The organism is Kitasatospora sp. NPDC034533 (assembly GCF_055575155.1).
On the sequence record NZ_JBVITE010000026.1, the window covers coordinates 68,186 to 91,927 of the forward strand.

Here is a 23,742-nt window from a genome sequence, read left to right on the forward strand (position 1 = left end):
GGCCCGGTGGCAGCCGGGCCCTTCGGTGTGAGGGTGTGTGTCAGGCGGTCGTGGGGGGGGTGGGCCTAGAAGGCCTCCTCCGCCAGCTCCATGATCTCGTTGTCGACGCCCTCGGCGATCGCGCGCTGCGGGGCGACGGTCGGCAGGACGTTCTTGGCGAAGAAGCGGGCCGCCGCGACCTTGCCCTGGTAGAAGGGGACGTCCTTCTCCGAGGCGCCGGCCTCCAGCTTGGCCAGGGCCACTGCGGCCTGGCGCAGCAGCAGCCAGCCGACCACGACGTCGCCGGAGACCATCAGCAGGCGGGTGGTGTTGAGGCCCACCTTGTACATGTTCTTGACGTCCTGCTCGACCGAGGTCAGGTCGGCCAGCAGCTTGCCGACGATGGCCTCCAGGTCGCCGGCGGCCTTGGCGAGCAGGTCGCGCTCGGCGGCCAGGGCGTCGCCGCCCTCGGCGGAGCCGATGAACTTCTGGATCTGCTCGGACAGCGCGGTGAGCGCCTGGCCGCCGTCCTTGACGATCTTGCGGAAGAAGAAGTCCTGGCCCTGGATCGCCGTGGTGCCCTCGTACAGGGTGTCGATCTTGGCGTCCCGGATGTACTGCTCGATCGGGTACTCCTGGAGGTACCCGGAGCCGCCGAAGGTCTGGAGCGACTGGGCGAGCTGCTCGTAGGACTTCTCCGAGCCGTAGCCCTTGACGATCGGCAGCAGCAGGTCGTTCAGGCGCTCGGCGGCCTCGTCGCGCTCGCCGCGCAGCTTGGCGGCCGTCATGTCGTCCTGGACGGAGGCGGTGAACAGGACCAGCGCGCGCATGCCCTCGGCGTAGGCCTTCTGGGTCAGCAGCGAGCGGCGCACGTCCGGGTGGTGGGTGATGGTGACGCGCGGGGCGGTCTTGTCCAGGAACTGCGAGATGTCGGCGCCCTGCACGCGCTCCTTGGCGTACTCCAGGGCGTTCAGGTAGCCGGTGGAGAGGGTGGCGATGGCCTTCGTGCCGACCATCATCCGGGCGAACTCGATGATCTTGAACATCTGGCGGATGCCGTCGACCTTCTCGCCGAGCAGCCAGCCCTTGGCCGGGTGCTTGGCGCCGAAGGTCATCTCGCACGTGTTGGAGGCCTTGAGGCCCATCTTGTGCTCGACGTTGGTGGCGTAGACGCCGTTGCGCTCGCCCAGCTCGCCGGTCTCCCAGTCGAAGTCGAACTTGGGGACGATGAACAGGCCCAGGCCCTTGGTGCCCGGCTTACCGCCCTCGGGGCGGGCCAGCACCATGTGGATGATGTTCTCGGACATGTCGTGCTCGCCCGAGGTGATGAAGCGCTTCACGCCCTCGATGTGCCAGGAGCCGTCCTCCTGCTTGATCGCCTTGGTGCGGCCGGCGCCCACGTCGGAGCCCGCGTCGGGCTCGGTGAGGACCATGGTGGAGCCCCACAGGCGGTCGGTCATCCGCTTGGCGATCTCCAGCTGCTCCTCGGTGCCCTCGTCGGCGATGACGCCGGCGAAGGCCGGGCCGGAGGAGTACATCCAGATGGCCGGGTTGGAACCCAGGATCTGCTCGGCGAAGGCCCAGATCAGCGAGTTCGGGGTGACCTGGCCGCCGATCGACTCCGGGATGCCCAGGCGCCACCACTCGGCGTCCATGAAGGTCTGGTAGCTCTTCTTGAAGGTGGCCGGGATCGGCGCGGTGTTGGTCTCCGGGTCGAAGACCGGCGGGTTGCGGTCGGCGTCGGCGAAGGACGCCGCGAGGTCGTTCTCGGCGAGGCGCGAGATCTCGCTCAGGATGTTCTTCGCGGTCTCGACGTCCATGTCCGCGAACGGTCCGGTGCCGTACACCTGGTCGCGGCCGAACACCTCGAAGAGGTTGAACTCCACGTCCCGCAGGTTGGACTTGTAGTGACCCATGGCCGTTATCTCCGGTTCGTCGCTTCCGGGAGACCGCCTTCCGGCGCCCCGTACCCACCAGTAGGCATCATGATGCTACCCAGCGGTAACTTGAGCAAGCCCCCGCCGGCCGATCCACCGCTATGAACGTGGTCACGTCCCACAGCCGGGACGGCCACTCCTTGTCAGGATCGGCGCCAGCACGGGAGGGTGCGCTCCCGCTAGCCTGTCCGTGTGTACGGATATGACCAGAACACATACCCGGGCGATCCCTACCAGCAGCAGGCGGGACCGCAGCCGGGCATGAACGGCATGCCCGGACCCGACGCCTACGGCGGGCAGTCGCAGACCCCCCAGCAGTCGCTCTACCCGGAACCCTCGCCGCCCTCACTCGCGGACGCGGTCCGGGCCTTCACCACCGGCTCGATGGCGGTCGAGGACTTCCAGGCGATCTTCATCACGTCGAAGGTGCACTGCCCCCGCGGCGACCGCCCCGGCTTCCTGGCGCTGCACAACACCCCGACGCCGGTGATCCCGATGTTCAGCTCGCTGAAGGAGCTGCGCCGCTACGCCGGAAAGGACTCCAAGCACTTCACCGTCACCGGTGCCGAGGTCCTGGACCTGCTGCCGACCGGTTACGGCTTCGCGCTGGACATGGAGGGCGAGCACCGGATGGTGTTCGACGCCAAGGCCGTCGAGCAGATGGTCGACTTCACCATGCGCCGGATGTACGGCTGACCCATCCTGGAAGAGGAGCCCCGCGCTCCTCCGTCACTACATAGTTCAACGTTCAACTTGCTTGTTGTTGAGAATTGAACTAACCTGGGGGACATCAGGCCGAAGCCACTCCCTGAAGGAGGCCGACATGCCCGCCGTGACCGTCGACAACCCGCTGACCCTTCCGCGCGTCACCACGCCGGACCCCGCCGTCACGAGCGCCCGGCCGGTCCTCACCGTGGCCACCGCCCCCGAGGGCTACGAGGGCGAGGGCTTCCCCGTCCGCCGCGCCTTCGCCAAGATCAACACCAAGTACCTCGACCCGTTCATCATGATGGACCAGATGGGCGAGGTGGATTACGCGGCCGGCGAGCCCAAGGGCACCCCCTGGCACCCGCACCGCGGCTTCGAGACCGTCACGTACATCATCGACGGAACGTTCATCCACCAGGACTCGCACGGCGGCGGCGGCACCATCACCGACGGCGACACCCAGTGGATGACGGCCGGCTCGGGCCTGCTGCACATCGAGACCCCGCCGGAGTCGCTGGTGATGTCCGGCGGCCTCTTCCACGGCCTCCAGCTGTGGGTGAACCTGCCCGCCTCGGACAAGATGATCGCCCCGAAGTACCAGGACATCCGCGGCGGCAGCGTCAAGCTGCTCAGCACCGAGGACGGCGGCGCGCTCCTGCGGGTGATCGCGGGCGAGCTCGACGGCCACCAGGGCCCCGGCACCACCCACACCCCGATCACCATGATCCACGCGTCGATCAGCCCCGGCGCCCAGGTCACCCTGCCCTGGCGCGCCGACTTCAACGCCCTCGCCTACGGCCTCGCCGGCAAGGGCACGGCCGGTGCCGAGCACCGCCCGTTCCACATGGGCCAGGCGGTCCTGTTCGGCGACGGCGACTCCATCACCCTGCGCGCCGACGAGAGCCAGGACTCGCGCAGCGCCAACCTGGAGGTCGTCCTCCTCGGCGGCCTGCCGATCCGCGAACCCGTCGCGTGGTACGGCCCGTTCGTGATGAACAGCCACCGCGAACTCCAGCAGGCCATGGAGGACTTCCAGGCCGGCCGGCTCGGCACCGTCCCCGCCGACGGCCACTGAGCCCGAGCGCCCGTGAGGGCCCGGGCGCAGGCGGCGGACCGGTTTCCGGTCCGCCGCCTCCGTCACCGGCCTCCGTCACCGGCCTCCGTCACCGGCCGGTCACGCCCGCCGCCTCCGCCCCGGCTACAGCAGCGCGTAGAGCGCCGAGGCGTCGTCATGGGTCTTGCCGCGCGGCCAGCGCTCACAGGTGGCGTCGGACCGCTCCGCCGCCCGGACCTGGGAGATCAGCTCGGCCGGGCCCGACTCCGCGAGCAGCCGCAGCACGTCGCCCCAACTGCCCAGCCCGAAGCGCTCGGTGTAGCGCGAGGCGCCGTCGGTGAGGGCTGCCAGCGCGTACAGCCGGTCCAGCGGGACGAAGCCGGTCTCGGCGTGCTCGGCCGCGCGCGGGGTGGCGGCGGCGATCCACGGGCCGTTGCCCCGGTTGCGGGCGGCGCGCACGGCCAGCGCGTACTCCAGGTGCAGCGCGGCCCGTTCGGCCGAACCGGGGACGGTCTCCCAGACCTGGCGGCGCAGTCCCTCCCCGCCGGGGAAGCGCTGGTTGTCCCCGATCACCTTCGGCGGGCCGTCCTTGAACTCCAGCACCAGCAGCGAGTCGCCGAGCACCAGGTACTCCAGCGCCTCGCCGTGGCGCCGGGCCGCGACGACCATCGCGGCGGGGGTGTTGGGATGGGCCAGGTCGCAGCGGCCGCCGTGCAGCGCGGCCGTCTCCACGATGGCGTCGGCCAGGCACTCGGCGATCGAGCGGTCCGCCCGGTCGGTGAGCCGGGCGAGCAGGTGGACGCCCAGTCGGCGCACGTACCAGGCCGTTCCGTGCCGGCACCCGGACTCCAGGCCGGTCGGCGAACTCGCGCCGTCCAGCAGGACCAGCGCCTCCGGCGAGGCCGCGGCGAAGTCCTCGCTCTCGCGGTCGGGCCGCCGTGCTTCCCCTGCGAGCTGTAGCTGCATCCCGACAGTGTGGCCGCCGCCCCCGGCCCGCGCCCAGACCCGTGCGCCGGTGTGGCGCGGGCCGGGGCCGCGGTGCCCGGTGGCAGCCGGGGTGGTTCGGCCCTACCGTCGGACAGTGACCGGACGATTCGGCCGATCGGAGCGGGCCGGGTCCGGGGCACCTCCGGGTGTCCGGGTGGCCCGCGAGTGACGAGGAGCGCGAGATGTTCTGGCAGTTCATCGTGGTGCTGGCCGCCTCGCTCGGCTTCCCGACCGCGGCGTTGTTCTACCTGATCGGCGGGCCGCGCTTCCCCGACGAGCGGCGCGGGCCCGACCGGCCGCGCGGCACCGGGGCCCACCGTGCCGGGGCGACCAGGATGTCCTAGTTTCCGGGACCCCTGTGTCCCGGAACTCCCCGGGGCTCCCGAACTTCCGGACTCCCGGGGCTCCCGGGGCTCCTGGTCATGCCGCGCCCCAGCCACGGCCCCGACACGGGCCCGCCACGGCCGCGGCCCCGGCCGGTTTACGGCTTCCAGGCCGGGTCGCGGCCGAGCAGCGCCAGGGCGCGGGCGAACCGGCCCTCGCCGCCGCCGGGTTCGAGGCCGGGGGCGAAGGCCCGGCCCGGCGCCCGCGCCTGCAGGGTGTTCGGGACGGCTTCGGCCACCGTCAGCAGCGCGGTGGCCAGCGCGTCGTCGGCGTCCACCGCGACGACCAGCCCGTCCCGGCCGCCGAGCACCGCGGCGACGTCCCAGCCGTGCACCAGGGTGTCCAGCAGGTGGAAGCCCACCGCCTGGTCCGGCGGGAAGGGACCGCCGTCGCGGATCTCCGGCAGCCACAGGGGCCGGTCCGCGCCGACCGCCTCCCGGAAGGCCTCGGTGAGGTCGGTGCCGGTGCGGCGGAAGGCGCCCGCCGGATCGGCGCCGAGCGGGGCGTCCGCGAACAGCGCCCGGTCCGGCCCGGCGCCGCGGGCGGCAGCGGCGAAGCCCTGGTGCTGGCCGACGCAGTGCTCCAGCAGCCCGCGCAGCGTCCACCCGGCGCAGGGAGTGGGCAGGTCCAGCTGGTCCGGCCGCAGACCGTCCACCACCCCGACGGCCAACTCCATCGCCCGTGCGTGCAGTTCGACGGTCCTCATGCGGCAGGGACCTCCAGTCCGGCGGCGATGAATCCGATCACCTGATCGACGACGGCCGGTTCCGCGACGATCCTGCGGTGGCCGAGCCCCCGAGTGACGACCAGCTCCAGCCGCTCCCCGTACGCCTCGCGGAGCCGGTGCGCCTCGCTCAGCGGGACCACGGTGTCACCCTCGTCGTGCACCACCAGGACCGGCCCGCCGACCGCCTCGGGCCGGCGGGCGGCGTCGTAGCGCTCCCAGCCCCGGGCGTCCCCGGCGAACAGCTCCCGCTGGATCCGCCCCCGCAGCGCGCGCTCCACCTCGGCGTTCAGCCCGAGCCCGGCGCAGAAAGCCGCCGGGAAGAAGCCGACCCGGGACACCCCGGAGACGGCCGCCAGCCGCCCCGCCTCCAGTCCGTCGGCCAGTGCGCCGAAGGCCGCGCAGACGCCGAGCGAGTGCGCCACCACCGCCTCGAACGGCCCGTACCGCTCCTGGAGCCGCAGCGCGAGCTCACGGAACTCCGGCACGCCGGTGGCCCGCCCGCCGGAGCCGCCGTGGCCCGGCGCGTCGAAGGCGACCACGCTCAGCCCGAGCGCCCGCAGCCGGGGCACATACGGGGCGAACCGGGACGCCCGGGACCGCCAGCCGTGCAGCAGCAGGACCGGCCGCTCGCCGCCGCCCCAGCGGTAGCCGACCACCGGCTTCCCGTTGACGGCGAGCCGCTCGGTGACGGCCCGCCCGTGCACCTCCCGCTCCGACTCCCGCACCCGGCTGCGCCGCACCGGGCGGGTGAACAGTTCGAAGGCGGCCCGCCCGGCCGCGCCCGGGGCGATGCGGGCGGTCGGGTTGAGGACGCCGCGGACGAGTGCGTAGGCCGGATCCATCGGTGCTCCCTGTCGGTACGAACGGGCGTTCCCACGGCTGTGCTCGCGGTCCGGAGGCAGCACCACACGCTCGCTCGCCCGGCCGGCTTGCGGCGAGATATTAGCACGACCGTTCGTTCAATTTTCGGGGAGTGGACGACCGGACGCACTACCCTGGGCGTCACCCGCGACGAGCGGGACGGACGAGCGGAACAGGGGCGGGCGATGGCCGGAGCGACCACGGACGGGCGGGTGCTGCGCGGCGAGGAGACCCGCCGGGCGGTGCTGCGCCGGGCGGTGGCGATCGCCTCCGTCGAGGGCCTGGACGCGCTCTCCATCGGCCGCCTCGCCACCGACCTCGGGCTCAGCAAGAGCGGCGTCTTCGCCGGCTTCGGCTCCAAGGAGGAGCTGCAACTGGCCACCGTCCGCGCCGCCCGCCGGATCTTCGCCGACGCCGTCGTCACCCCGGTCGCCGACACCCCGCCCGGCCTCGCCAGGACCCGCGCGCTCTGCGACGGCTGGCTCGCCTACTCCCGCGCCCGGATCTTCCCCGGCGGCTGCTTCTTCTACGAGGTCACCGCCGAGTTCGACGCCCGCCCCGGCGCCGTCCGGGACGCACTGGCCGACTGCGCCCGGGAGTGGTTCGACACCATCGCCGAATCCCTGGACGCCGCCCGGACCGCCGGCGAGCTGCGCCCCGACACCGACCCCGGGGACCTCGCCTTCGCCCTGATCGCGGTCCTGGAGGCGGCCAACTCCCAGGCCGTACTGCACGACGAGGACACCCCGTACGAGCGGGCCGGCCGCCTGCTGTCCCACCTGCTGCGCACCTGGGCCGTCGACCCGGCGGGCCCGGGGCTCGCCTAACGCTCCGTCAACAACGCTTCCAGAACGGAGGACTGCGCCAGGAGGCGCTCGTCCCCGCCCATCGCACCGACCACCTGGAGCCCCAGCGGCAGCCCCTGCGGGGTCCGCTCGGCCGGCAGGCTCAGCGCCGGCCGCCCGAGGAAGCTCCACGGCAGCGACATCACCGCGTCGCCCGTACTGTGCAGGCCCTCCGGCGCCCCGCCGGTCGCCGACGGTGCCAGCCACAGGTCCACCCCGGCCGCCGCCTGCGCCGCGGCCACCCGCTCGCGCAGCCGCTCACGGAACCCCAGGGCGGCCGCCCGCTCCTCGGGCGCGACGCCCCGGCCGGCCCTGATGCTCGCCACCGTCTCCGGCCGGTAGAGGCCGCCGAAACGGGCGAACCAGTCGGCGTGGCCGCGGGCCAGCTCGAACCGGTTGACCAGCTGCAACTGCCGCCTCACCTCGGGGAAGTCCGGGAACACCTCGACCCGTCGCACGGCCAGCCCGGCCCGCGCCAGCCGCTCCAGCTGCTCCTCGAAGGCCCGCAGCGCCCCGGGCTCGGCGCACTCCAGGTACGTCCCGTCCGGCACCCCGAGCACCGGCGCGACCGGCTCTCCGGCCTCCGGCGCCCGGCCGCCGGCGGTCCCGGCGCCACCCAGCCCGGCACCACCCAGCCCGGCACCGCCCAGACCCGCGCCACCCAGCCCAGCACCGCCCAAACCCGCACCGCCCAGACCCGCGCCGTCCCGCCGGCCGTCGCCCCGCCAGCCGTCGCAGAGCAGCGAGGCCGCCAGCGCCGCACCCGCCAGGTCCGCCGTGAACACCCCGAGGGTGTCGAAGCTCGGCGCGTTCGGGATCACCCCCGCCACCGGAATCCGCCCGTACGTCGGCCGGAAGCCCACCACCCCGCAGTACGCGGCCGGGCGGATCACCGAGCCGACCGTCTGGGTGCCGATCGCCAGCGGCGTCAGCCCGGCCGCGACCGCCGCCGCCGACCCGCTGCTGGAGCCGCCCGGGGTGTGGCCCGGATGGTGCGGATTGCGGGTCGGCCCCGGGGCGCTCGCGGCGAACTCGGCGGTCACCGTCTTGCCCGCGACCAGCGCCCCCGCCGCCAGCAGCCGGTCCACCACCACGGCCTGCGGCCCGGCCAGCACCCCGGGCGGCAGCGCCGAACCGCCGTGGGTGGGCAGCCCGTCCACGTGCACGATGTCCTTGACCCCCACCGCCACCCCGTACAGCGGCGGGCGTCCGTCCGGCTCCGGGTACCGCTCGGCCAGTCGCCTCGCCCGCGCGTGCAACCGGTCGTGCCGCCCGGGCTCGGGCACGAACGCGTGGACCAGTGGGTCCACGCGTTCGATCAGTGCGCACAACCGGTCGACGTACTCGGCCAGTTCGGGCACGCCGGCGCGCAACCCGGCCGCCTCCCGGGTCAGCGACCGCGGCCGGACCAGAGGTTCCTCCATGCCGAGCACGGTAGTGCCGCTTACGGGTGCTCGGCCGCCAGGTACGGCGCCTCGCGCAGGAAGTACGCCCCGCAGGTGTGGCAGCACAGCTCGGGGGTCTTTCCCCAGTCCGCCACCGACCGCACCGCCGCCGCCGGATCGAGCTCCCGCCCGCACATCGCGACGCTCTCCTCGCCCCGGACCACGTGCCACAGCCGCACCCCGCCGGCCTCCCCGTCGGCGCCGTACTCGGCTCGCATCTGGTGCATCATGCTCCCCATCGTCCGGCGGCCGCGCCCACCCGGCAACCGGAGCGGCTCCGCCGGTCGACGGCCCGCACCACCCGCCCCTCCCGCCTCGCCGTACACACACGACCCGTCTCTCAGCGTGACATTCGAGTTGACTGGACCCACCGCCCGGCCGAAACTGATGCTGCGTACGCTCCAGACTCGGCTACGGGGGGAACCGATGGGCGATGCAACGCAGTTGACGCATGATCACCTCTTCAGGATGCGACAGGCGGCCGACCGGGTCAGGGGGTTGTCCCAGCGCCGCGCCGAAGTCCTCGCACTCATCGGATCCGACTGCTCCAACCAGGAGATCGCAGCCGCGCTGCGGATCGAGGAGCGGACGGTCAAGGCACACACCGCCGCCCTGTTCGAGCAGCTCGGCGTCCATTCGCGGATCCAACTCGCCCAGGCGGCACTGCTGTTCAGGCTGGATGACTGTACCTGAGGACACTGGCGGGGCCCTGCGGCCCGGTGCTGAGATGTCCTAGCCCCGATCGGGGCATCGACAACCACCCTCCGCACCACGAGAGATGGGAATCCAGCATGCTCAAGTCCCGCGTGAGCCGTGTGACCTCCGTGGCGGTCGCCGCCGTCGCCGCGCTGGCGCTCGGCACCGGTGCCGCCAACGCCGTCTTCGTCAGCGACTACACCACCGCCGCCAACATCCGGAACAGCCCGAACGCCAACGCCACCATCAACGGCATCGGTTACCCGGGCCACGGCACCAACGACTGGTGCTACACCACCGGCTCGACGGTCAACGGCTGGTCCTACTGGGACAGCAACACCGACCGGAAGACCAACGTCTGGGGCTACACCCACGAGGACTACATCAGCGGCGCCCGTTCGGGCCAGACCAGCTCCTGCTGATCGCCCACCGCGCCAAGCCCTCTTCGCCCCACCGCTAATGGGGCGAAGAGGGCACCATCCGAGACTACCGGCCCGCCCGAGCAACGAGGTCCACTCTTGAGGTCCCACCGCCGCACCGCCCTGGTCGTCGCCACCGCCGGGCTCGCCCTGATCACCGGCTGCTCCTCCGGCGAGAGCGCCGACCCCGCCCCCGGCGGCTCCGGCGGCCAGGCCGCCGCACCCGCCCTGACCGCGACGCCCACCCCGACGACCGTGGCCGACACCCAGCAGCTCCCGCTGCGGTCCTTCTCGGCGAGCCCCCAGGAGCTGAACGGCATCGCGAGGGCGCAGGGGCTGCTCACCCAGGACTGCATGAAGCGGCTCGGCTTCGGCTCCTGGCAGCCGACCATCGCCGACCTCACCAAGGTCGGCAAGGACGACATGCCCACCCCGTACGGGTTCCTCAACGAGGCGCAGGCCGCCCAGTACGGCTTCCACGCACCCGGCGCCGTCGGGGCGACCAAGGCCGGCGGCAGCACGGTGAACCCGGCCGAGTTCACCGCGCTGTCCGGGCTGAAGTCCCCCACCGGCGGCGAGCCCGCCGGCGGCAACACCCCGCCCGGTGGCTGCACCGGCGAGGCCGACCGCAAGCTCAAGGGCGACAAGGAGCCCAGCGGCGACGTCTACGGCGACCTCACCGGCCAGTCGATGAACCGCACCAAGTCGGACGCCCGGGTGACCGCCGCCATCGCCGAGTGGGCCGCCTGCATGAAGCAGAAGGGCTACGCCTACAGCACCCCGGAGAGCCTCAGCACCGAGTCCTGGGGCCCCACGGTGACCCAGCGGGAGATCGACACCGCCAAGGCCGACGTCGCCTGCACCAAGCAGACCAACCTCTCCGGCATCGCCTTCGGCGTGCAGAGCGCCATCCAGAAGCAGCTGATCGAGCAGCACGACAGCGAGTTGAAGGCCTACCGCGCCGCCGTCCAGGCCCAGATCGACAAGGCGGCGGCGGTGTTGCGGGAGCACGGCCAGTGAGCCGCCGGCCCGGCCGCCCGCCACGGGCGGTGGTCGCCGCCCTGGCCGCCGGTGCCGCCCTCCTGGCCGCCGCGGGCTGCTCCGGCACCTCCTCGGCCACCCCGGACGCCGCGACCGCCACCGGCCCGTACGGCGAACCGCTGATCGCGGTCGACCCCGACCTCCGGCAGCCGTACCTCGGCTACTGGGACGAGTGGACGAAGGTCGCCCGCGCCGCCGACGACCGGGCCGCCCCGCTCGACGCCCACGCCGACGAGCCCAACCTCTCCATCCTGCGCGCCTCGGTCGACCGGATGCGGCAGGACAACCAGCGCATGGCCGGCGAGGTGAAGCACCGGCTGCTCGGCATGCAGGTCGACGGCGAGGCCCGGCGGCTCTACGACTGCGTGGACCTGAACACCTGGCGGATCGTGGACGCCGGCTCGGGCCAGGAGATCAGACAGGTCGGTGAACGACCGGAGCAACTCAGCATTATGACGATGCGTCAGATCAATGGGACGTGGAAGGTCACGGACATCCAGAACCCGCTGCCCTGCTCGGGCGGCACCACCGGCCCGTCGCCCCGCAACTGACCCAGTCCGAGCGCGAAGTACCGAAGGAAGCACCGGAGTTGGAAGCCGTGGAAGCACCCGAGCCCGAGGTCACAACAGGGGAGCCGGCCGCCCCGGCCGGGTCCACCGCGCGTCGGCGACGGCGGCTGGTCGTCGTGGTCGCCCTGGTCGCGGCGGTCACCGCCGGGGGCGGGATGTGGGCCGCCACCCTGATCCGCTCGCCGGAACAGGCCGCCGCCGACACCAAGGCGCCGCCCGCCTCGGTGCTCACGGCTCCGGTGGTGCAGCGGGTGCTGTCCAACACCACCGTCCTGCGCGGGGTGTTCACGGCCGGCCAGTCCTTCCCGGTGCAGCCGGGCACGGTCTCCGCCAGCGGCGGCGGCCCGGGCGGCAGCACCCCGATCGTGACGGCGCTGAAGGTCAACAGCGGGGACTCCGTGGACTCCGGGCAGGTGCTGGCCGAGGTGTCCGGGCGCCCGGTGATCGCCCTGCCCGGCGCGACGCCCGCCTACCGCGACATGGCACCGGGCGAGAGCGGCGGCGACATCGGCCAGTTGCAGGACGTGCTCCGGGGCATGGGGTACTACTCCGGCGGCGACGACAAGGGGTACTTCGGCGCCGCCACCAAGGCCGCCGTGACCAAGCTCTACCAGAAGCTCGGCTACCCGGTGCCGACCACCGGCGACCAGACCGCCGCCGCCGTCCGGACCGCCCAGCAGGCCGTGGACCAGGCCAAACAGGCCGTCCAGGACCTGGAGAGTCAGCCCGCCCGTGGCAGCGAGCCGACCGGGGCGGCCGGCTCGGCAGGGTCGACCGGAAAGTCCGGCGCGCCCGCCGGGGGCGCGGCGACCGGCGCGCCCGCCGCGCTCGGCCGCGCCCGCGCCGACCTCACCGCCAAGCAGCAGGAGCTGGCCCGCGCCCAGGCCAAGGACGGCCCCCAACTGCCGGCCTCAGAAGTGGTGTTCCTGCCCGCGCTGCCGGCCCGGGTGGGCTCCGTCGGCGCCAAGGTCGGCGACAAGGTGACGGCCCCGGTCCTCACCCTCACCGCCGGCGGCCTCAACCTCACCGGCCACCTGCTCCCCGGCGACGCCCCGCTGGTCAAGCCCGGCATGGCCGTCACCGTGCTGTCCGAGACCACGGGCGTCCAACTCCCCGCCAAGGTCGGCTCGGTGGGCGCGCTCGTCACCCCCGGAAGCCCCGCCGGAGGCGGCGGCGCCAGCGCCCCGGCGGCGGCCCCGGGGGCCGGCACCGACCCGTACGTCCCGCTGGTCGTCACCCCGGACGCGCCCTGGGATCCGGTGCTGGAGGGCCAGGACGTCCGGATCACCGTCGTCGCCGCCTCCACCCAGGGCGAGGTGCTGGCCGTGCCCTCCTCGGCCATCAGCTCGGGCGTCGACGGCCGCACCTCGGTGTCCGTCGCCGCCGCCGACGGCACCCGGCGCACCGTGGAGGTGACGGCGGGTGTCGCCGCGGACGGCTTCGTCGAGGTCAAGCCCGCCGCCGGGGCCGAACTCAAGCCCGGCGAGCAGGTCGTGGTGGGCCGGTGAGCCAGGGCCGTACGGCCCCGGGGCCCGGCACCCCGCCGGTCATCCGGCTGCGCGGAGTCTCCCGCACCTTCCCCGGTCCGCCGCCGGTCACCGCCCTGCACCCGCACGACCTGGAGATCGCCGCCGGCGAGTACGTCGCCGTGGTCGGCCCCTCGGGCTCCGGCAAGTCCACCTTCCTCAACCTGCTCGGGCTGCTCGACCGCCCCAGCGGCGGCACCTACGAACTGGACGGCATCGACACCGGGGCCCTCTCCGAAGCCCGCCGCACCGCGCTGCGCGGGCTGCGGATCGGCTTCGTCTTCCAGTCCTTCCACCTGCTGCCGTACCGCACCGCCATGGAGAACGTGATGCTCGCCCAGGTCTACACCGGCTCGCCGCGCACGGGCCGGGCCGACGCCGCCCGGCGGGTGCTGGACCGGGTCGGCCTCGGCCACCGGACGGAGGCGCTGCCCTCCCGGATGTCCGGCGGCGAGCGGCAGCGGGTCGCCGTCGCCCGCGCCCTGGTGAACCGGCCGTCGCTGCTGCTGTGCGACGAACCGACCGGCAACCTGGACTCGGCCACCGCCCTGCGGGTGATGGAGCTGTTCGAGGAACTGCACGAGGGCGGGCTGACCCTGCTGGTGATCACCCACGACCGCGAGGTCGCCGACCGCGCCCGGCGGACCATCACCATCCGGGACGGCCGGCTCACCGCGTCCGCGACGGCGGTCGAGCGGTGAGGCTGCTGCCCCGCCGAGGTCCCGGCCACGCCGAAGTCCCGCTCTCCCGGCTGAAGTTGCCCGACCTGCTGAGCGAGGCGCTGTCCGGCATGGTGCAGCGCCCCGGCCGCTCGGTGCTGACCCTGCTGGGCACCGTCCTCGGCGTCGGCGCCTTCGTCGCCGTGCTCGGGCTGACCTCCAGCGCCACCGGCCAGATCGGCAAGCGCTTCTCGTCCCTCCAGAACACCACCGTGACGCTGGTCGGCAGCGGCCCGGACGTGGTCCTCGCCAACGGGCAGCGCCGGGCCGCCATGGACTTCCCCGAGGACGCCGACCAGCGGGTGGTCCGGCTCAACGGCGCGGTCGCGGCCGGGGTCTACTGGAGCGCGCCGCTCACCGAGCCGAAGATCGCCACCTCCCCGGTGCCCGGCCCGGGCTCCGGCAGCGGACTGAACGTCCTGGCGCTCTCCCCCGGCGGGTTCGAGGCGATCGAGGCCCAGGTCTCCGCCGGCACCGTCTACAACGCCTTCCACAGCGAACGCGGCCTGCGCGTCGCCGTCCTGGGCTCGGCCGCCGCCGGACGGCTCGGCATCAGCCGCCTCGACGCCCACCCCGCGGTGTTCGTCAACGGCGTCGGGTTCACCGTCATCGGCATCATCGACGGCAGCGCCCGGCTGCCCGAGACGGCACTCGACGTCATGGTTCCCGCCACCACCGCCCGGACGCTCTGGGGCAACCCGCAGAGCGGGGAGAACGGCCGGGCCCGGATGGTGGTCCGCACCCGGACCGGCGCGGCCGGCCTGGTCGCCTCCCAGGCCCCGACCGCGCTGCGGCCCGAGGCGCCCGGGAGCTTCGAGGCCCTCGCCCCGCCCGACCCGCACACCCTGCGGGACTCCGTCTCCACCGACCTGACCGGGCTGTTCCTGCTGCTGGCCGCCATCTGCCTGGTGATCGGCGCCGTCGGCATCGCCAACACCACCCTGGTGGCGGTCCTGGAACGCACCGGCGAGATCGGCCTGCGCCGCGCCCTCGGCGCCCGCCCCCGGCACATCGCCGCGCAGTTCCTCACCGAGTCGACCGTCCTCGGCACGCTCGGCGGACTGATCGGCACCGCCGTCGGGGTCGCCGTCGTCGTCCTCGTCGCCCTGGCGCGGGACTGGACCGCCCTGCTCCAGCCCTGGACGGTGCTGCCCGCCCCGCTCGCCGGCAGCCTCGTCGGCCTGATGGCCGGCCTCTACCCGGCACTGCGCGCCGCCACCGTGGAACCCGCCGAAGCCCTCCGCCGCTGACCGCCCTGCCCGCCCCCGGCCAGGCACCAGCCCCACCGACCCCCGCCCTCAGGACGCCCGCAACAACGCCCCGTCCTGCCACTTCAGGATCTTGTCGAAACTCACGATCGCCCCCCGCAGCGGATGGTTGCGCAGCTGCACGTGGTCGGTGAGGGCGTGGATGAGGAACAGCCCCCGCCCGGACTCCGCGGTGAGGTCGGGCAGGGCGTCCAGGTCGACCGGGCGCAGGGTGGGGGCGCTGGGGAGACAGGGCAGCACGTGGGTGTCGTACGGGTGGCCGTCGCGGCGGGGCCGGTGGGCGGCGAGCACGCGGGTCGGAACGGTGGCCCGGCCGCGGCGGGAACGCCCGCGCGCGGCCGGCCGGGCCGGGGCGGCGCCGACCGGACGGCGGGCGGGCACGGCCGGTGGGGCGGGCGCCGCGGCGCCGGGCAGGCCGGGGCCGGAGTCGGTGACCTCGATCCGCAGCCGGTCCCCGCAGATCGAGGCGGTGACCTGGAACCCGTCGTCCGGCCGCCCGGTGGCGCCGTGCTCGACGGCGTTGGCGCAGGCCTCGCTGAGGGCGACGCCGAGGTCGTCCGCGATCTGCGGGTCGACGCCGGCCGTCGCCATCGCACCGAGCAGGATGCGCCGGGCCAGCGGGACGCTGGCCGGGTCGCGCTTGAGGTGCAGAGTCCACCAGATGTCCACGGGAGGTCCCTCCTGGCTGCGGCTCCACATACAACTAGGTATCTCCGAACGATTCCCGGGTGAACCGTGCCCGAGGCCGGCTACCGCCCGTTCGGCGGATGGACTGGGGGCAGGGGTCTGTGCCGGGCGAGGCGTACGCCCCCTCGCACGCCGCCGCCGAAAGGGGCATTCGTAGGGATTTCCCACCCTGCCCGCCTCAGCGGCGTACGCAATGAGAGGATGGCCCGGCCATGACTGCCCTCGCCGCCGCCCCGCGCCCGGGCGCCCCCGGACCGGCTCAGCCGGTGGGGGCCGCCGCCTGGGACCTGCGGCTTGCCCGGGCGGTGCCGTTCGCGCTGGTGTGCACCCTGATAGCGGCCGCCGGGCATGCCCTGGCGGGCGGCGGGAACGTGCCGCTCGCCGCGCTGGCGGCGGGCTTCGCCGTGGTCCTGGCGTTCGCGTCGGTCTGCGGCGGACGGGAGCGTTCGCTGGCGGCCATCGCCGGGGCGCTGGGGGCGGGGCAGCTGGTGCTGCACTGCCTCTTCCACGGTTTCAACGCCTCCATGTCCGGCATGCACCACGGTGGCTCCGGCCCGCTGACCGTGCCGCAGGTGGCCGGCCGGCTGATCTGCAACGAGGCCCGGCCCGGCACGCTGCTCGGCCTGCCCGGCAGCCCGTCCCCGGAGCAGCTGGTCTCCTCCGCGGGGCTGGACCCGCACGCGTACGCCGCCGCGCCCTGGTGGCAGGCGGGCGTGTTCGGGATGACGCCGTCGATGCTGGCCGGGCACCTGGCCGCCGCGCTGGTCGCGGGCTGGTGGCTGCGGCGCGGCGAGGCGGCGCTGTGGCGGCTGCTGCGGGTGGCCGCCGTGGTGGCCCGGGCGCACTGGGCGGCGCCGCTGCGGACGGCGTTCGCGCTGGTGGCGGCGCTGCTGCGCGGTCTGTTCGGCGCGGCCGGCCCGGCCCGCCGGTTCGGGGCCCGGGGCGGCGAGAGCCCGTTCCCGGCGGGTGCCGTGCTGCGGCACAGCGTGGTGCGGCGCGGCCCGCCGTGCGGGGTCCTCGCGTACTGACCGACGTGCCTGGTGTCCGCGCGGACCCGGGTCCGCGGTGTGCGCACCGTCCGGCCGTTCCCCCGTACCGGGGCGGCCCGAGGCACGACCCCCACGTCCCCACGCGCGGCCCGCCGAGGCACGGTTCACGTCCGTCGCCCGGTCCCGGTGCCGCCGCACTCCGATCGGAGACCCGCATCATGCGTTCCCTTCCCGCCCGCCGTCTCGCCGCCGTCGCCCTGACCGCCGCCGCCTCCGTGGTGGCGCTGGCCGGTCCCGCCTTCGCGCACGTCACCGTGAACCCCGGTGAGGCCGCCCAGGGCGGTTACACGGCCGTCGACTTCCGGGTGCCGAACGAGAGCGACACCGCGAGCACGGTGAAGCTGGAGGTCAACCTCCCGCTGGACCACCCGCTGGCCTCGGTCCGGACCCTGCCGCTGCCGGGCTGGACCACCGCGGTCGAGAAGGCCAAGCTCGACAAGCCGATCAAGGTGCACGGCAACGACGTGACCGAGGCCGTCTCCAAGATCACCTGGACCGCCGACGCCGGCACCAAGATCGCCCCCGGCCAGTTCCAGGAGTTCCGGGTCTCGCTCGGCCCGCTGCCGACCGACACCGACAGCCTGGAGTTCAAGGCCCTCCAGACCTACGACAACGGCGACATCGTCCGCTGGATCGACGAGTCCAAGGACGGCCAGCCCGAGCCGGCCAAGCCCGCGCCCGTCCTGAAGCTCACCAAGGCCGCCGGGGGCGACGGCCACGGCGCCGCCGCGTCCCCGGCCGCGAACGCGGGCAGCTCGGACCACGCCGCCGCCTCCGGCGACACCGAGTCCAGCGACTCCACCGCCCGCACCCTGGGCGTGGTCGGCATCGTGGTCGGCGTGCTCGGCGCCGCCGTCGGCGTGCTCGGCCTGCGCCGCAAGAGCGGCGGCTCCGCTTCCTGACCCCCGCGCCGGCGGGGCCGTGCCCAGCGCACGGGTACGGCCCCGCCGGCGGTCCACCGCGCACGATCGGAACTCCCATGCACCGCACCACCCGCCTGGCCGGCGCCGCCGCCCTCGCGCTGGCCGCCGCCCTGACCCTCTCCGCCTGCGGCTCCTCCGGCAGCGGCTCCTCCGCCGCCAAGGTCACCCAGCAGAAGGAGGACACCCCGTACCAGGGCACCAAGCTCGCCAAGAACTTCGAGAAGCCGGACCTCCAGCTGACCGACACCTCCGGTCAGCCCTTCGACCTGCGCCAGCGGACCAACGGCAAGGCCACCCTGCTGTTCTTCGGCTACACCAGCTGCCCGGACGTCTGCCCGACCACCATGGGCGACATCGGCGTCGCGATGAAGGCGCTCCCCGAGGCCGAACGGCAGAAGATCGACGTCGTCTTCGTCTCCACCGACCCGGAGCGCGACAACCCGAAGGTGCTGCGCACCTGGCTGGACTCGATGGGCAGCGACTTCATAGGCCTCACCGGGGACCTGGCCAAGGTGAAGACCGCCGCCAAGTCGCTCGGCATCATGATCGAGGACCCGGTGGTCAACGCCGACGGCACGGTCACCTCCACCCACGGCGCGCAGGTGCTGGCCTTCCTCCCCTCGGACGACAAGGCGCACGTGCTCTACATGAGCGGCACCGAGGAGAAGACCTACGAGCACGACCTGCCGCTGCTCGCCCAGGGGGTCGCGGCGTGACCTCGGCGACCACCGGAACCCGCCGCTTCCGCCGCACCGCCCTGCTCGGCGCCGTCGTCGCGACGGCCCTGGGCGGCAGCGCCATCCTGGCCGCCTGCGGGACCGACGACGGCACCCCCGGCCGGGACGCCTCCTCCGGCGGCCCGGCCAGGATCAGCGTCGCCGACTCCTACATCCCGCTGCCCCCGGCCGGCGGCATGGCCGCCGGCTACCTGACCGTCCGCAACGACGGCGGCCGCGACGAACTGCTCAAGGTGACCAGCCCGGCCGCCCAGTCGGTCACCATGCACCGTTCGACCGAGTCGACGATGGAGCAGGTGGACAGCCTGGACGTCCCCGCGCACGGCGACCTGCGGCTCGCCCGCGGCGGCAACCACCTGATGATCACGGGGTGGCAGAAGGCTCCCGCCGTCGGTGACGAGCTGGAGCTCGACCTCACCTTCGCCAAGTCCGGCACCATCTCCGTCAAGGTGCCGGTCAAGGAGCTCACCTACCGCCCCGGCCAGAGTTAGGGGACCCGCCACCATGCAGTCGGCCGGCCTGGAGAAGGCCACCCACCGCCGGATCACCGGGGTGCTCGCGGTGCTCGGCGCGTTGCTCGCGCTGATGCTCGCGGGCGCCGGACCGGCCTCCGCGCACGCCACCCTGGACGCCACCGACCCCCGGCAGAACTCGGTGGTCGCCACCGCCCCGCAGGCGGTCACGCTGACCTTCAGCGAGTCCGTCTCGCTCTCCGGCGACTCCGTGCGGGTGCTCGACCCGGCCGGCAAGCCGGTGGACACCGGCAATCCGGCGCACGCCGACGGCAAGGCCAACACCGCCCGGGTCGGGCTGCGGGGCGGCCTCGCCAACGGCACGTACACGGTGGCCTGGCGGGCCGTCTCGGACGACTCGCACCCGGTCGGCGGGGCGTTCACCTTCTCCATCGGCGCGCCCTCGGACACCTCGGTGTCGACCACCGCGCTCCAGGGCGCCAAGGCCGACGGCGTGGTCGCCGCCCTGTACGGCACCGGGCGCACCGTCGCCTACGCGGCCTTCGCGCTGCTGGTCGGCGTCGCCGCCTTCGTGCTGCTGTGCTGGCCCGCCGGCACCGCCCGCCGCCGGGTGCAGCGGCTGCTGATGACCGGCTGGACGGCACTGCTGGTCTCCACCGTCGCGGTGCTGATGCTGCGCGGGCCGTACGAGCGCGGATCGGGCGTCGGACAGGCCTTCGACCTGTCGCTCGTGCGGGCCACGCTGGACGAGCGGATCGGCACCGCGCTGGCCGCCCGGCTGCTGCTGCTCGCGGCGAGCGGGGTGTTCCTGTCGCTGCTGGTCGGGCAGTTGGGGCAGCCGCCGAAGCCGCTCCCCGCGACGGGCGAGCCGGACGGGGACGACGCCGAGGCCGTCGAGCTGCACGAGCTGGAACGGCGGGCCGCCGCGCGGCCGCAGCGCGAGGCCCGGCTCGGCCTGGGGGTGGCCGGGCTGGTGCTGGCGGTCGCCCTCTCGGCGACCTGGGTCGGCGCCGACCACGCCTCGGTGGGCATCCAGGTCTGGCTGGCGCTGCCGCTCGGCGCGCTGCACCTGCTCGCGATGGCGCTCTGGCTGGGCGGGCTGGCCGCGCTGCTGGTCGCGCTGCGCGAGGGCGTCGGCGCCGGGGTGGTGGACCGCTTCTCGAAGGTCGCCTTCGGGTCGGTGGCCGTGCTGGCCGTGACCGGGGTCTACCAGTCCTGGCGGGGCCTGGGCGGCTGGGGGGCGCTGACCGGCACCGAGTACGGGCGGCTGCTGCTGGTGAAGAGCGGCTGCGTGCTCGTGATGCTCGGCGTCGCCTGGATGTCCCGGGCCTGGCTGGCCAAGCTGCGCTCGACCCCGGCCGAGGCCGCGGAGGTCGAACCGGCGGAGCTCGAACCGGCCGGGCTGCCGGAGCCGGTCGCGGTCGCGGCGCGCACCGAGGACCCGGTCCGGCAGGCGCAGCTGGAGCGCCAGCGGGCCGCCCTGCGGAGCGCCGGACGGGACCGCGGGCTGACCCCGACCCGGGCCGGGCTGCGCCGCTCGGTGCTGGTCGAGGCGCTGGTCGCGGTGGCGGTGCTGGTGGTCACCACGATGCTGACCAACTCCCCGCCCGGGCGGGTGGCGGGCGAGGTGAAGGCCGGGGCCGCCGCTCCGGTCGCCGGCGGGGCCGCGGCGCCGCAGACCGAGCCGGGCCGCACCGTCGACCTCAAGCTCCCGTACGACACCAAGGGCCGGACGCCGAACGCCAAGGGCACCGCGACCGTCACCCTCAACCCGGCCCGGACCGGACCGAACGAGGTCAAGCTCGCGCTGGACGGTGCGGACGGGCAGCCGGTGGACGTTCCCGAAGTGCAGCTAGCCTTCACCCTGCCGGACCGCGACCTCGGCCCCCTGCCGGTCGCGCTGACCCCGGAGGGCGTCGGCCGCTGGAGCGGCACGGCCCAGCTCCCGCTGGCGGGGACCTGGGTGGTGTCGGTGCAGATCCGTTCCTCCGACATTGACCAGACCACCCCGACCCAGCAGTTCAAGATCGGATGAGCGAGATGACGGAGATGTCGACGAGTCAGGACTCGACGGACCAGGTTCCGGCCGACGCCGGGAACTTCACCCGGCGGACGCTGCTCGGCACCGCCGGGGCCGGGCTGCTGGTCGGCGCCGGCGTGGGCGTCGCCGGTGCGGGCGTCGCCTACGCGGGCGCCGGCGGCAACGACCGGCCCGTGGCCGGCGTGCTGGGCTCGACCCGGGTGCCGTTCCGCGGCGACCACCAGTCCGGGATCACCGACCCGCCGCAGGCCAGGGTCCAGCTGGCCGCCTTCGACCTGGCCGCGAACGCCGGCCGGGACGGCCTGCGCAACCTCCTGCAGCGCTGGACGTGGACGGCCGAGCGGCTGACCGCCGGGCAGCCGGCCGAGGAGTCCGACAACCAGATAGCACTGGACCTCGGGCCCTGCTCGCTCACCCTCACCGTCGGCTTCGGCGCCACGATGTTCGAGAAGGCCGGACTGGCCGACCGCCGGCCGGCGGCGCTCGAACCGCTGCCCGCCTTCCCCGGCGACGCGCTCGACCCGGCCCGCAGCGACGGCGACCTGATCGTCCAGATATGCGCGGACGACGCCCTGGTCACGGTGCACGCCCTGCGGGTGCTCCAGCGGCTGGCGGCGGGCACGGCGACGCTGCGCTGGCAGGCCGCCGGCTTCTCCCGCTCCCCCGGAGCCGCCTCGCGGAAGGTGACCGCGCGCAACCTGATGGGCCAGATCGACGGCACCAACAACCCCCGGCCGGGCGAGGAGAACTTCAACAAGGTCTACTACTCCGGCGGCAGCAACGACCCGCAGCCCTGGCTGGGCGGCGGCTCGTTCCTGGTGTACCGGCGGATCCGGATGCTGCTGGACAACTGGGAGGCGCTGCCGGTGGACCGGCAGGAGCGGGTGATCGGGCGGCGCAAGTCGACCGGCTCCCCGCTCAGCGCGGCCTCCGACGCCGGCGAGCGGACCAAGGTCGACCTCGCCGCGCAGAACCCTGACGGCAGCCTGAAGATCCCCGCCGACGCGCACATCCGGGTCGCCGCCCCGGCCTCCAACAGCGGCGCGGCGATGCTGCGGCGGAGCTTCTCCTACCACGACGGGCTGCTCCCGGACGGTTCGCCGGACGCCGGGCTGCTCTTCCTCGCCTTCCAGGCCGACCCCCGCGAGGGCTTCATCCCGGTGCAGCGCAACCTCGCCCGGGCCGACAGCCTCGCCCGCTTCCTGCGGCACGAGGCGAGCGGCCTGTGGGCGGTGCCGCCGTCGGCGCCGCTCGGCGGCTACCTCGGACAGCAGTTGCTGGAGGCGAAGTAGCACCCGGCCCACCACCGCGGTCCCGGCCACCGGAACGCGTTCCTGCCGGGACCGCGGAGTCGTTAGGGTGACTGCTTCGGCACACCCCGCCCGCAGCACCGAGACCTCACGGAGGCGTCATGTCGGCCACCCGCTACACCTACCTCGGACCGGCCGGCACGTTCACCGAGGCGGCCCTGCACACCCTGCCCGAGGCGGCGACCCGGGAGCTGGTGCCGCTCTCCTCGGTGGCGCTGGCGCTGGACGCGGTGCGCGGCGGGGAGGCGGCCGGGGCGTTCGTCCCGATCGAGAACTCGGTGGAGGGCGCGGTCACCGCGACCAACGACGAACTGGCCGCCGGCGCACCGCTGATGATCTACCGTGAGGTGCTGCTGCCGATCACCTTCGCGCTGCTGGTGCGCCCGGGCACCGAGCTGTCCGGGATCAAGACGGTGACCAGTCACCCGGTGGCCCAGCCGCAGGTGCGGCGCTGGCTGGCGGCCAACCTGCCGGAGGCGAAGTGGGAGTCGGCCGCCTCCAACGCGGACGGCGCCCGGCTGGTCGCCGAGGGCCGCTACGACGGCGCCTTCGCCGGGGAGTTCGCGGCGCCGATCTACGGCCTGGAGCCGCTGGTCAAGGAGATCGCGGACGCGAAGAGCGCGGCCACCCGGTTCGTCCTGGTCGGCCGGCCCGGGCGGGTCTCCTCGCCGACCGGCGCGGACAAGACCTCGATGGTGGTCTGGCTGCCGGCGGACCACCCGGGCGCGCTGCTGGAGCTGCTCCAGGAGTTCGCGGTGCGCGGGGTCAACCTGATGCGGATCGAGTCCCGGCCGACCGGCGAGGGCATGGGCAGCTACTGCTTCCTGATCGACTGCGAGGGCCACCTCTCCGACCGCCGGGTGGGCGAGGCGATGATGGGGCTCAAGCGGATCTGCCCCCAGGTGCGGTACCTCGGCTCGTATCCGCGCGCCGACCGGCAGGAGTCCACCCACCGGCGGCCGGGGACCTCGGACGAGGATTTCAGCTCGGCGGCGGACTGGCTCTCCCGCGCGCTCGACGGCCGCGGCGACATCTGAGTTCCGTCTTTTGTCTTTCGGACCTTTTCCGACCGTTTCGGACCGGTCCGATCAGGCGAGGTCGAGCGGCCCCACCCGTCGTCCACAGGCGGTCCGGGGCCGCTCCCGCTGTCCACAGGCCCTGTGGCTGTCCACAGCCCGGAGTTATCCACAGGCCTGGGGACGAGTCGACAAACCGGTATAGCCATTCCCCAGACCCGGTCGGACCATCGGTTTGCGTCGCAGAGATGACCAATCGGACCAGAGTCACCCGGTTGCCATCAAATCACCCGTCCGAGTGCTTCAATTCCCTCACCCGGGAAGGTTCATTGAGGTTTGAA

25 protein-coding genes are annotated in these 23,742 nt (G+C 74.0%); 18 read left to right on the forward strand and 7 right to left on the reverse strand.

Annotation, left to right across the window (positions count from 1 at the left end; genetic code table 11):
* Nucleotides 1-65: 65 nt before the first annotated feature.
* Nucleotides 66-1,895 (reverse strand): acyl-CoA dehydrogenase, encoded by a 1,830-nt coding sequence (locus ACZ55U_RS19660; protein WP_465527404.1) that lies wholly within the window; start codon nt 1,893-1,895, stop codon nt 66-68.
* Between the two features lie 213 nt (nt 1,896-2,108).
* Here ACZ55U_RS19660 and ACZ55U_RS19665 point away from each other — a divergent pair, with 213 nt between their 5' ends.
* A complete protein-coding gene (locus ACZ55U_RS19665) occupies nt 2,109-2,612 on the forward strand; it encodes an SseB family protein (protein WP_380694023.1) in 504 nt (167 codons plus the stop codon).
* A 127-nt stretch (nt 2,613-2,739) separates the two neighbouring features.
* Complete coding sequence (locus ACZ55U_RS19670) at nt 2,740-3,699, forward strand: pirin family protein (RefSeq protein ID WP_465527405.1); 960 nt, start codon at nt 2,740-2,742, stop codon at nt 3,697-3,699.
* A 123-nt stretch (nt 3,700-3,822) separates the two neighbouring features.
* Here the strand turns inward: ACZ55U_RS19670 and ACZ55U_RS19675 are convergent, their stop codons facing one another.
* Nucleotides 3,823-4,644, reverse strand: a complete 822-nt coding sequence (locus ACZ55U_RS19675; protein WP_465527406.1) for a protein phosphatase 2C domain-containing protein — start codon at nt 4,642-4,644, stop codon at nt 3,823-3,825.
* 203 nt (nt 4,645-4,847) lie between these two features.
* Between ACZ55U_RS19675 and ACZ55U_RS19680 the strand changes: the two genes are divergently transcribed.
* Nucleotides 4,848-5,009, forward strand: a complete 162-nt coding sequence (locus ACZ55U_RS19680) for a hypothetical protein (RefSeq protein ID WP_465527407.1) — start codon at nt 4,848-4,850, stop codon at nt 5,007-5,009.
* Between the two features lie 137 nt (nt 5,010-5,146).
* Here the strand turns inward: ACZ55U_RS19680 and ACZ55U_RS19685 are convergent, their stop codons facing one another.
* Together ACZ55U_RS19685 and ACZ55U_RS19690 are read right to left on the reverse strand one after the other, a co-directional pair.
* The gene (locus ACZ55U_RS19685; RefSeq protein ID WP_465527408.1) at nt 5,147-5,755 is read right to left on the reverse strand and encodes a TIGR03086 family metal-binding protein; all 609 of its coding nucleotides are present in this window, start codon (nt 5,753-5,755) and stop codon (nt 5,147-5,149) included.
* A complete protein-coding gene (locus ACZ55U_RS19690) occupies nt 5,752-6,618 on the reverse strand; it encodes an alpha/beta hydrolase (RefSeq protein WP_465527409.1) in 867 nt (288 codons plus the stop codon). Before ACZ55U_RS19690 ends, ACZ55U_RS19685 begins: the two co-directional genes overlap by 4 nt.
* Before the next feature lie 204 nt (nt 6,619-6,822).
* Between ACZ55U_RS19690 and ACZ55U_RS19695 the strand changes: the two genes are divergently transcribed.
* Nucleotides 6,823-7,464, forward strand: a complete 642-nt coding sequence (locus tag ACZ55U_RS19695; RefSeq protein ID WP_465527410.1) for a TetR/AcrR family transcriptional regulator — start codon at nt 6,823-6,825, stop codon at nt 7,462-7,464.
* Here ACZ55U_RS19695 and ACZ55U_RS19700 read toward each other — a convergent pair.
* Nucleotides 7,461-8,906, reverse strand: a complete 1,446-nt coding sequence (locus tag ACZ55U_RS19700) for an amidase (RefSeq protein ID WP_465527411.1) — start codon at nt 8,904-8,906, stop codon at nt 7,461-7,463. The genes ACZ55U_RS19695 and ACZ55U_RS19700 overlap by 4 nt on opposite strands.
* 20 nt (nt 8,907-8,926) lie before the next feature.
* Nucleotides 8,927-9,157 (reverse strand): hypothetical protein, encoded by a 231-nt coding sequence (locus ACZ55U_RS19705; protein WP_465527412.1) that lies wholly within the window; start codon nt 9,155-9,157, stop codon nt 8,927-8,929.
* Nucleotides 9,158-9,395: 238 nt separating this feature from the next.
* Between ACZ55U_RS19705 and ACZ55U_RS19710 the strand changes: the two genes are divergently transcribed.
* The 7 genes from ACZ55U_RS19710 to ACZ55U_RS19740 all read left to right on the forward strand — a co-directional run bounded on the left by ACZ55U_RS19710 (nt 9,396) and on the right by ACZ55U_RS19740 (nt 15,147).
* Nucleotides 9,396-9,620 (forward strand): LuxR C-terminal-related transcriptional regulator, encoded by a 225-nt coding sequence (locus ACZ55U_RS19710; RefSeq protein WP_465527413.1) that lies wholly within the window; start codon nt 9,396-9,398, stop codon nt 9,618-9,620.
* Nucleotides 9,621-9,733: 113 nt separating this feature from the next.
* Nucleotides 9,734-10,045: a hypothetical protein gene (locus ACZ55U_RS19715; RefSeq protein ID WP_465527414.1), complete on the forward strand. Its 312-nt coding sequence runs from the start codon at nt 9,734-9,736 to the stop codon at nt 10,043-10,045.
* Between the two features lie 96 nt (nt 10,046-10,141).
* On the forward strand, nt 10,142-11,062 hold the full coding sequence (locus tag ACZ55U_RS19720; protein WP_465527415.1) for a hypothetical protein: 921 nt from the start codon (nt 10,142-10,144) through the stop codon (nt 11,060-11,062).
* Entirely contained in the window at nt 11,059-11,634 is a 576-nt protein-coding gene (locus tag ACZ55U_RS19725) for a hypothetical protein (protein WP_465527416.1), read from the forward strand. Before ACZ55U_RS19720 ends, ACZ55U_RS19725 begins: the two co-directional genes overlap by 4 nt.
* A 47-nt stretch (nt 11,635-11,681) precedes the next feature.
* Complete coding sequence (locus ACZ55U_RS19730) at nt 11,682-13,160, forward strand: peptidoglycan-binding protein (protein ID WP_465527434.1); 1,479 nt, start codon at nt 11,682-11,684, stop codon at nt 13,158-13,160.
* Entirely contained in the window at nt 13,157-13,879 is a 723-nt protein-coding gene (locus tag ACZ55U_RS19735; RefSeq protein ID WP_465527417.1) for an ABC transporter ATP-binding protein, read from the forward strand. The genes ACZ55U_RS19730 and ACZ55U_RS19735 overlap by 4 nt, the downstream gene beginning before the upstream one ends.
* Nucleotides 13,876-15,147, forward strand: a complete 1,272-nt coding sequence (locus ACZ55U_RS19740) for an ABC transporter permease (RefSeq protein WP_465527418.1) — start codon at nt 13,876-13,878, stop codon at nt 15,145-15,147. The genes ACZ55U_RS19735 and ACZ55U_RS19740 overlap by 4 nt, the downstream gene beginning before the upstream one ends.
* A 48-nt stretch (nt 15,148-15,195) precedes the next feature.
* Here ACZ55U_RS19740 and ACZ55U_RS19745 read toward each other — a convergent pair whose 3' ends face one another.
* On the reverse strand, nt 15,196-15,834 hold the full coding sequence (locus tag ACZ55U_RS19745) for an ATP-binding protein (RefSeq protein ID WP_465527419.1): 639 nt from the start codon (nt 15,832-15,834) through the stop codon (nt 15,196-15,198).
* 230 nt (nt 15,835-16,064) lie between these two features.
* Between ACZ55U_RS19745 and ACZ55U_RS19750 the strand changes: the two genes are divergently transcribed.
* The 7 genes from ACZ55U_RS19750 (at nt 16,065) to pheA (ending at nt 23,422) form a co-directional block, all read left to right on the forward strand.
* Nucleotides 16,065-16,880: a hypothetical protein gene (locus tag ACZ55U_RS19750; protein WP_465527420.1), complete on the forward strand. Its 816-nt coding sequence runs from the start codon at nt 16,065-16,067 to the stop codon at nt 16,878-16,880.
* 179 nt (nt 16,881-17,059) lie between these two features.
* A complete protein-coding gene (locus ACZ55U_RS19755; protein WP_465527421.1) occupies nt 17,060-17,803 on the forward strand; it encodes a YcnI family copper-binding membrane protein in 744 nt (247 codons plus the stop codon).
* 77 nt (nt 17,804-17,880) lie between these two features.
* Nucleotides 17,881-18,540: an SCO family protein gene (locus ACZ55U_RS19760; protein ID WP_465527422.1), complete on the forward strand. Its 660-nt coding sequence runs from the start codon at nt 17,881-17,883 to the stop codon at nt 18,538-18,540.
* A complete protein-coding gene (locus tag ACZ55U_RS19765) occupies nt 18,537-19,052 on the forward strand; it encodes a copper chaperone PCu(A)C (RefSeq protein WP_465527423.1) in 516 nt (171 codons plus the stop codon). Before ACZ55U_RS19760 ends, ACZ55U_RS19765 begins: the two co-directional genes overlap by 4 nt.
* Nucleotides 19,053-19,065: 13 nt before the next feature.
* Complete coding sequence (locus tag ACZ55U_RS19770) at nt 19,066-21,069, forward strand: copper resistance CopC/CopD family protein (RefSeq protein ID WP_465527424.1); 2,004 nt, start codon at nt 19,066-19,068, stop codon at nt 21,067-21,069.
* Nucleotides 21,066-22,367, forward strand: coding sequence for an iron uptake transporter deferrochelatase/peroxidase subunit (gene efeB / locus ACZ55U_RS19775; RefSeq protein ID WP_465527425.1), 1,302 nt, complete (start codon nt 21,066-21,068; stop codon nt 22,365-22,367). The genes ACZ55U_RS19770 and efeB overlap by 4 nt, the downstream gene beginning before the upstream one ends.
* Before the next feature lie 119 nt (nt 22,368-22,486).
* Nucleotides 22,487-23,422, forward strand: coding sequence for a prephenate dehydratase (gene pheA, locus ACZ55U_RS19780; RefSeq protein ID WP_465527426.1), 936 nt, complete (start codon nt 22,487-22,489; stop codon nt 23,420-23,422).
* Nucleotides 23,423-23,742: the final 320 nt, after the last annotated feature.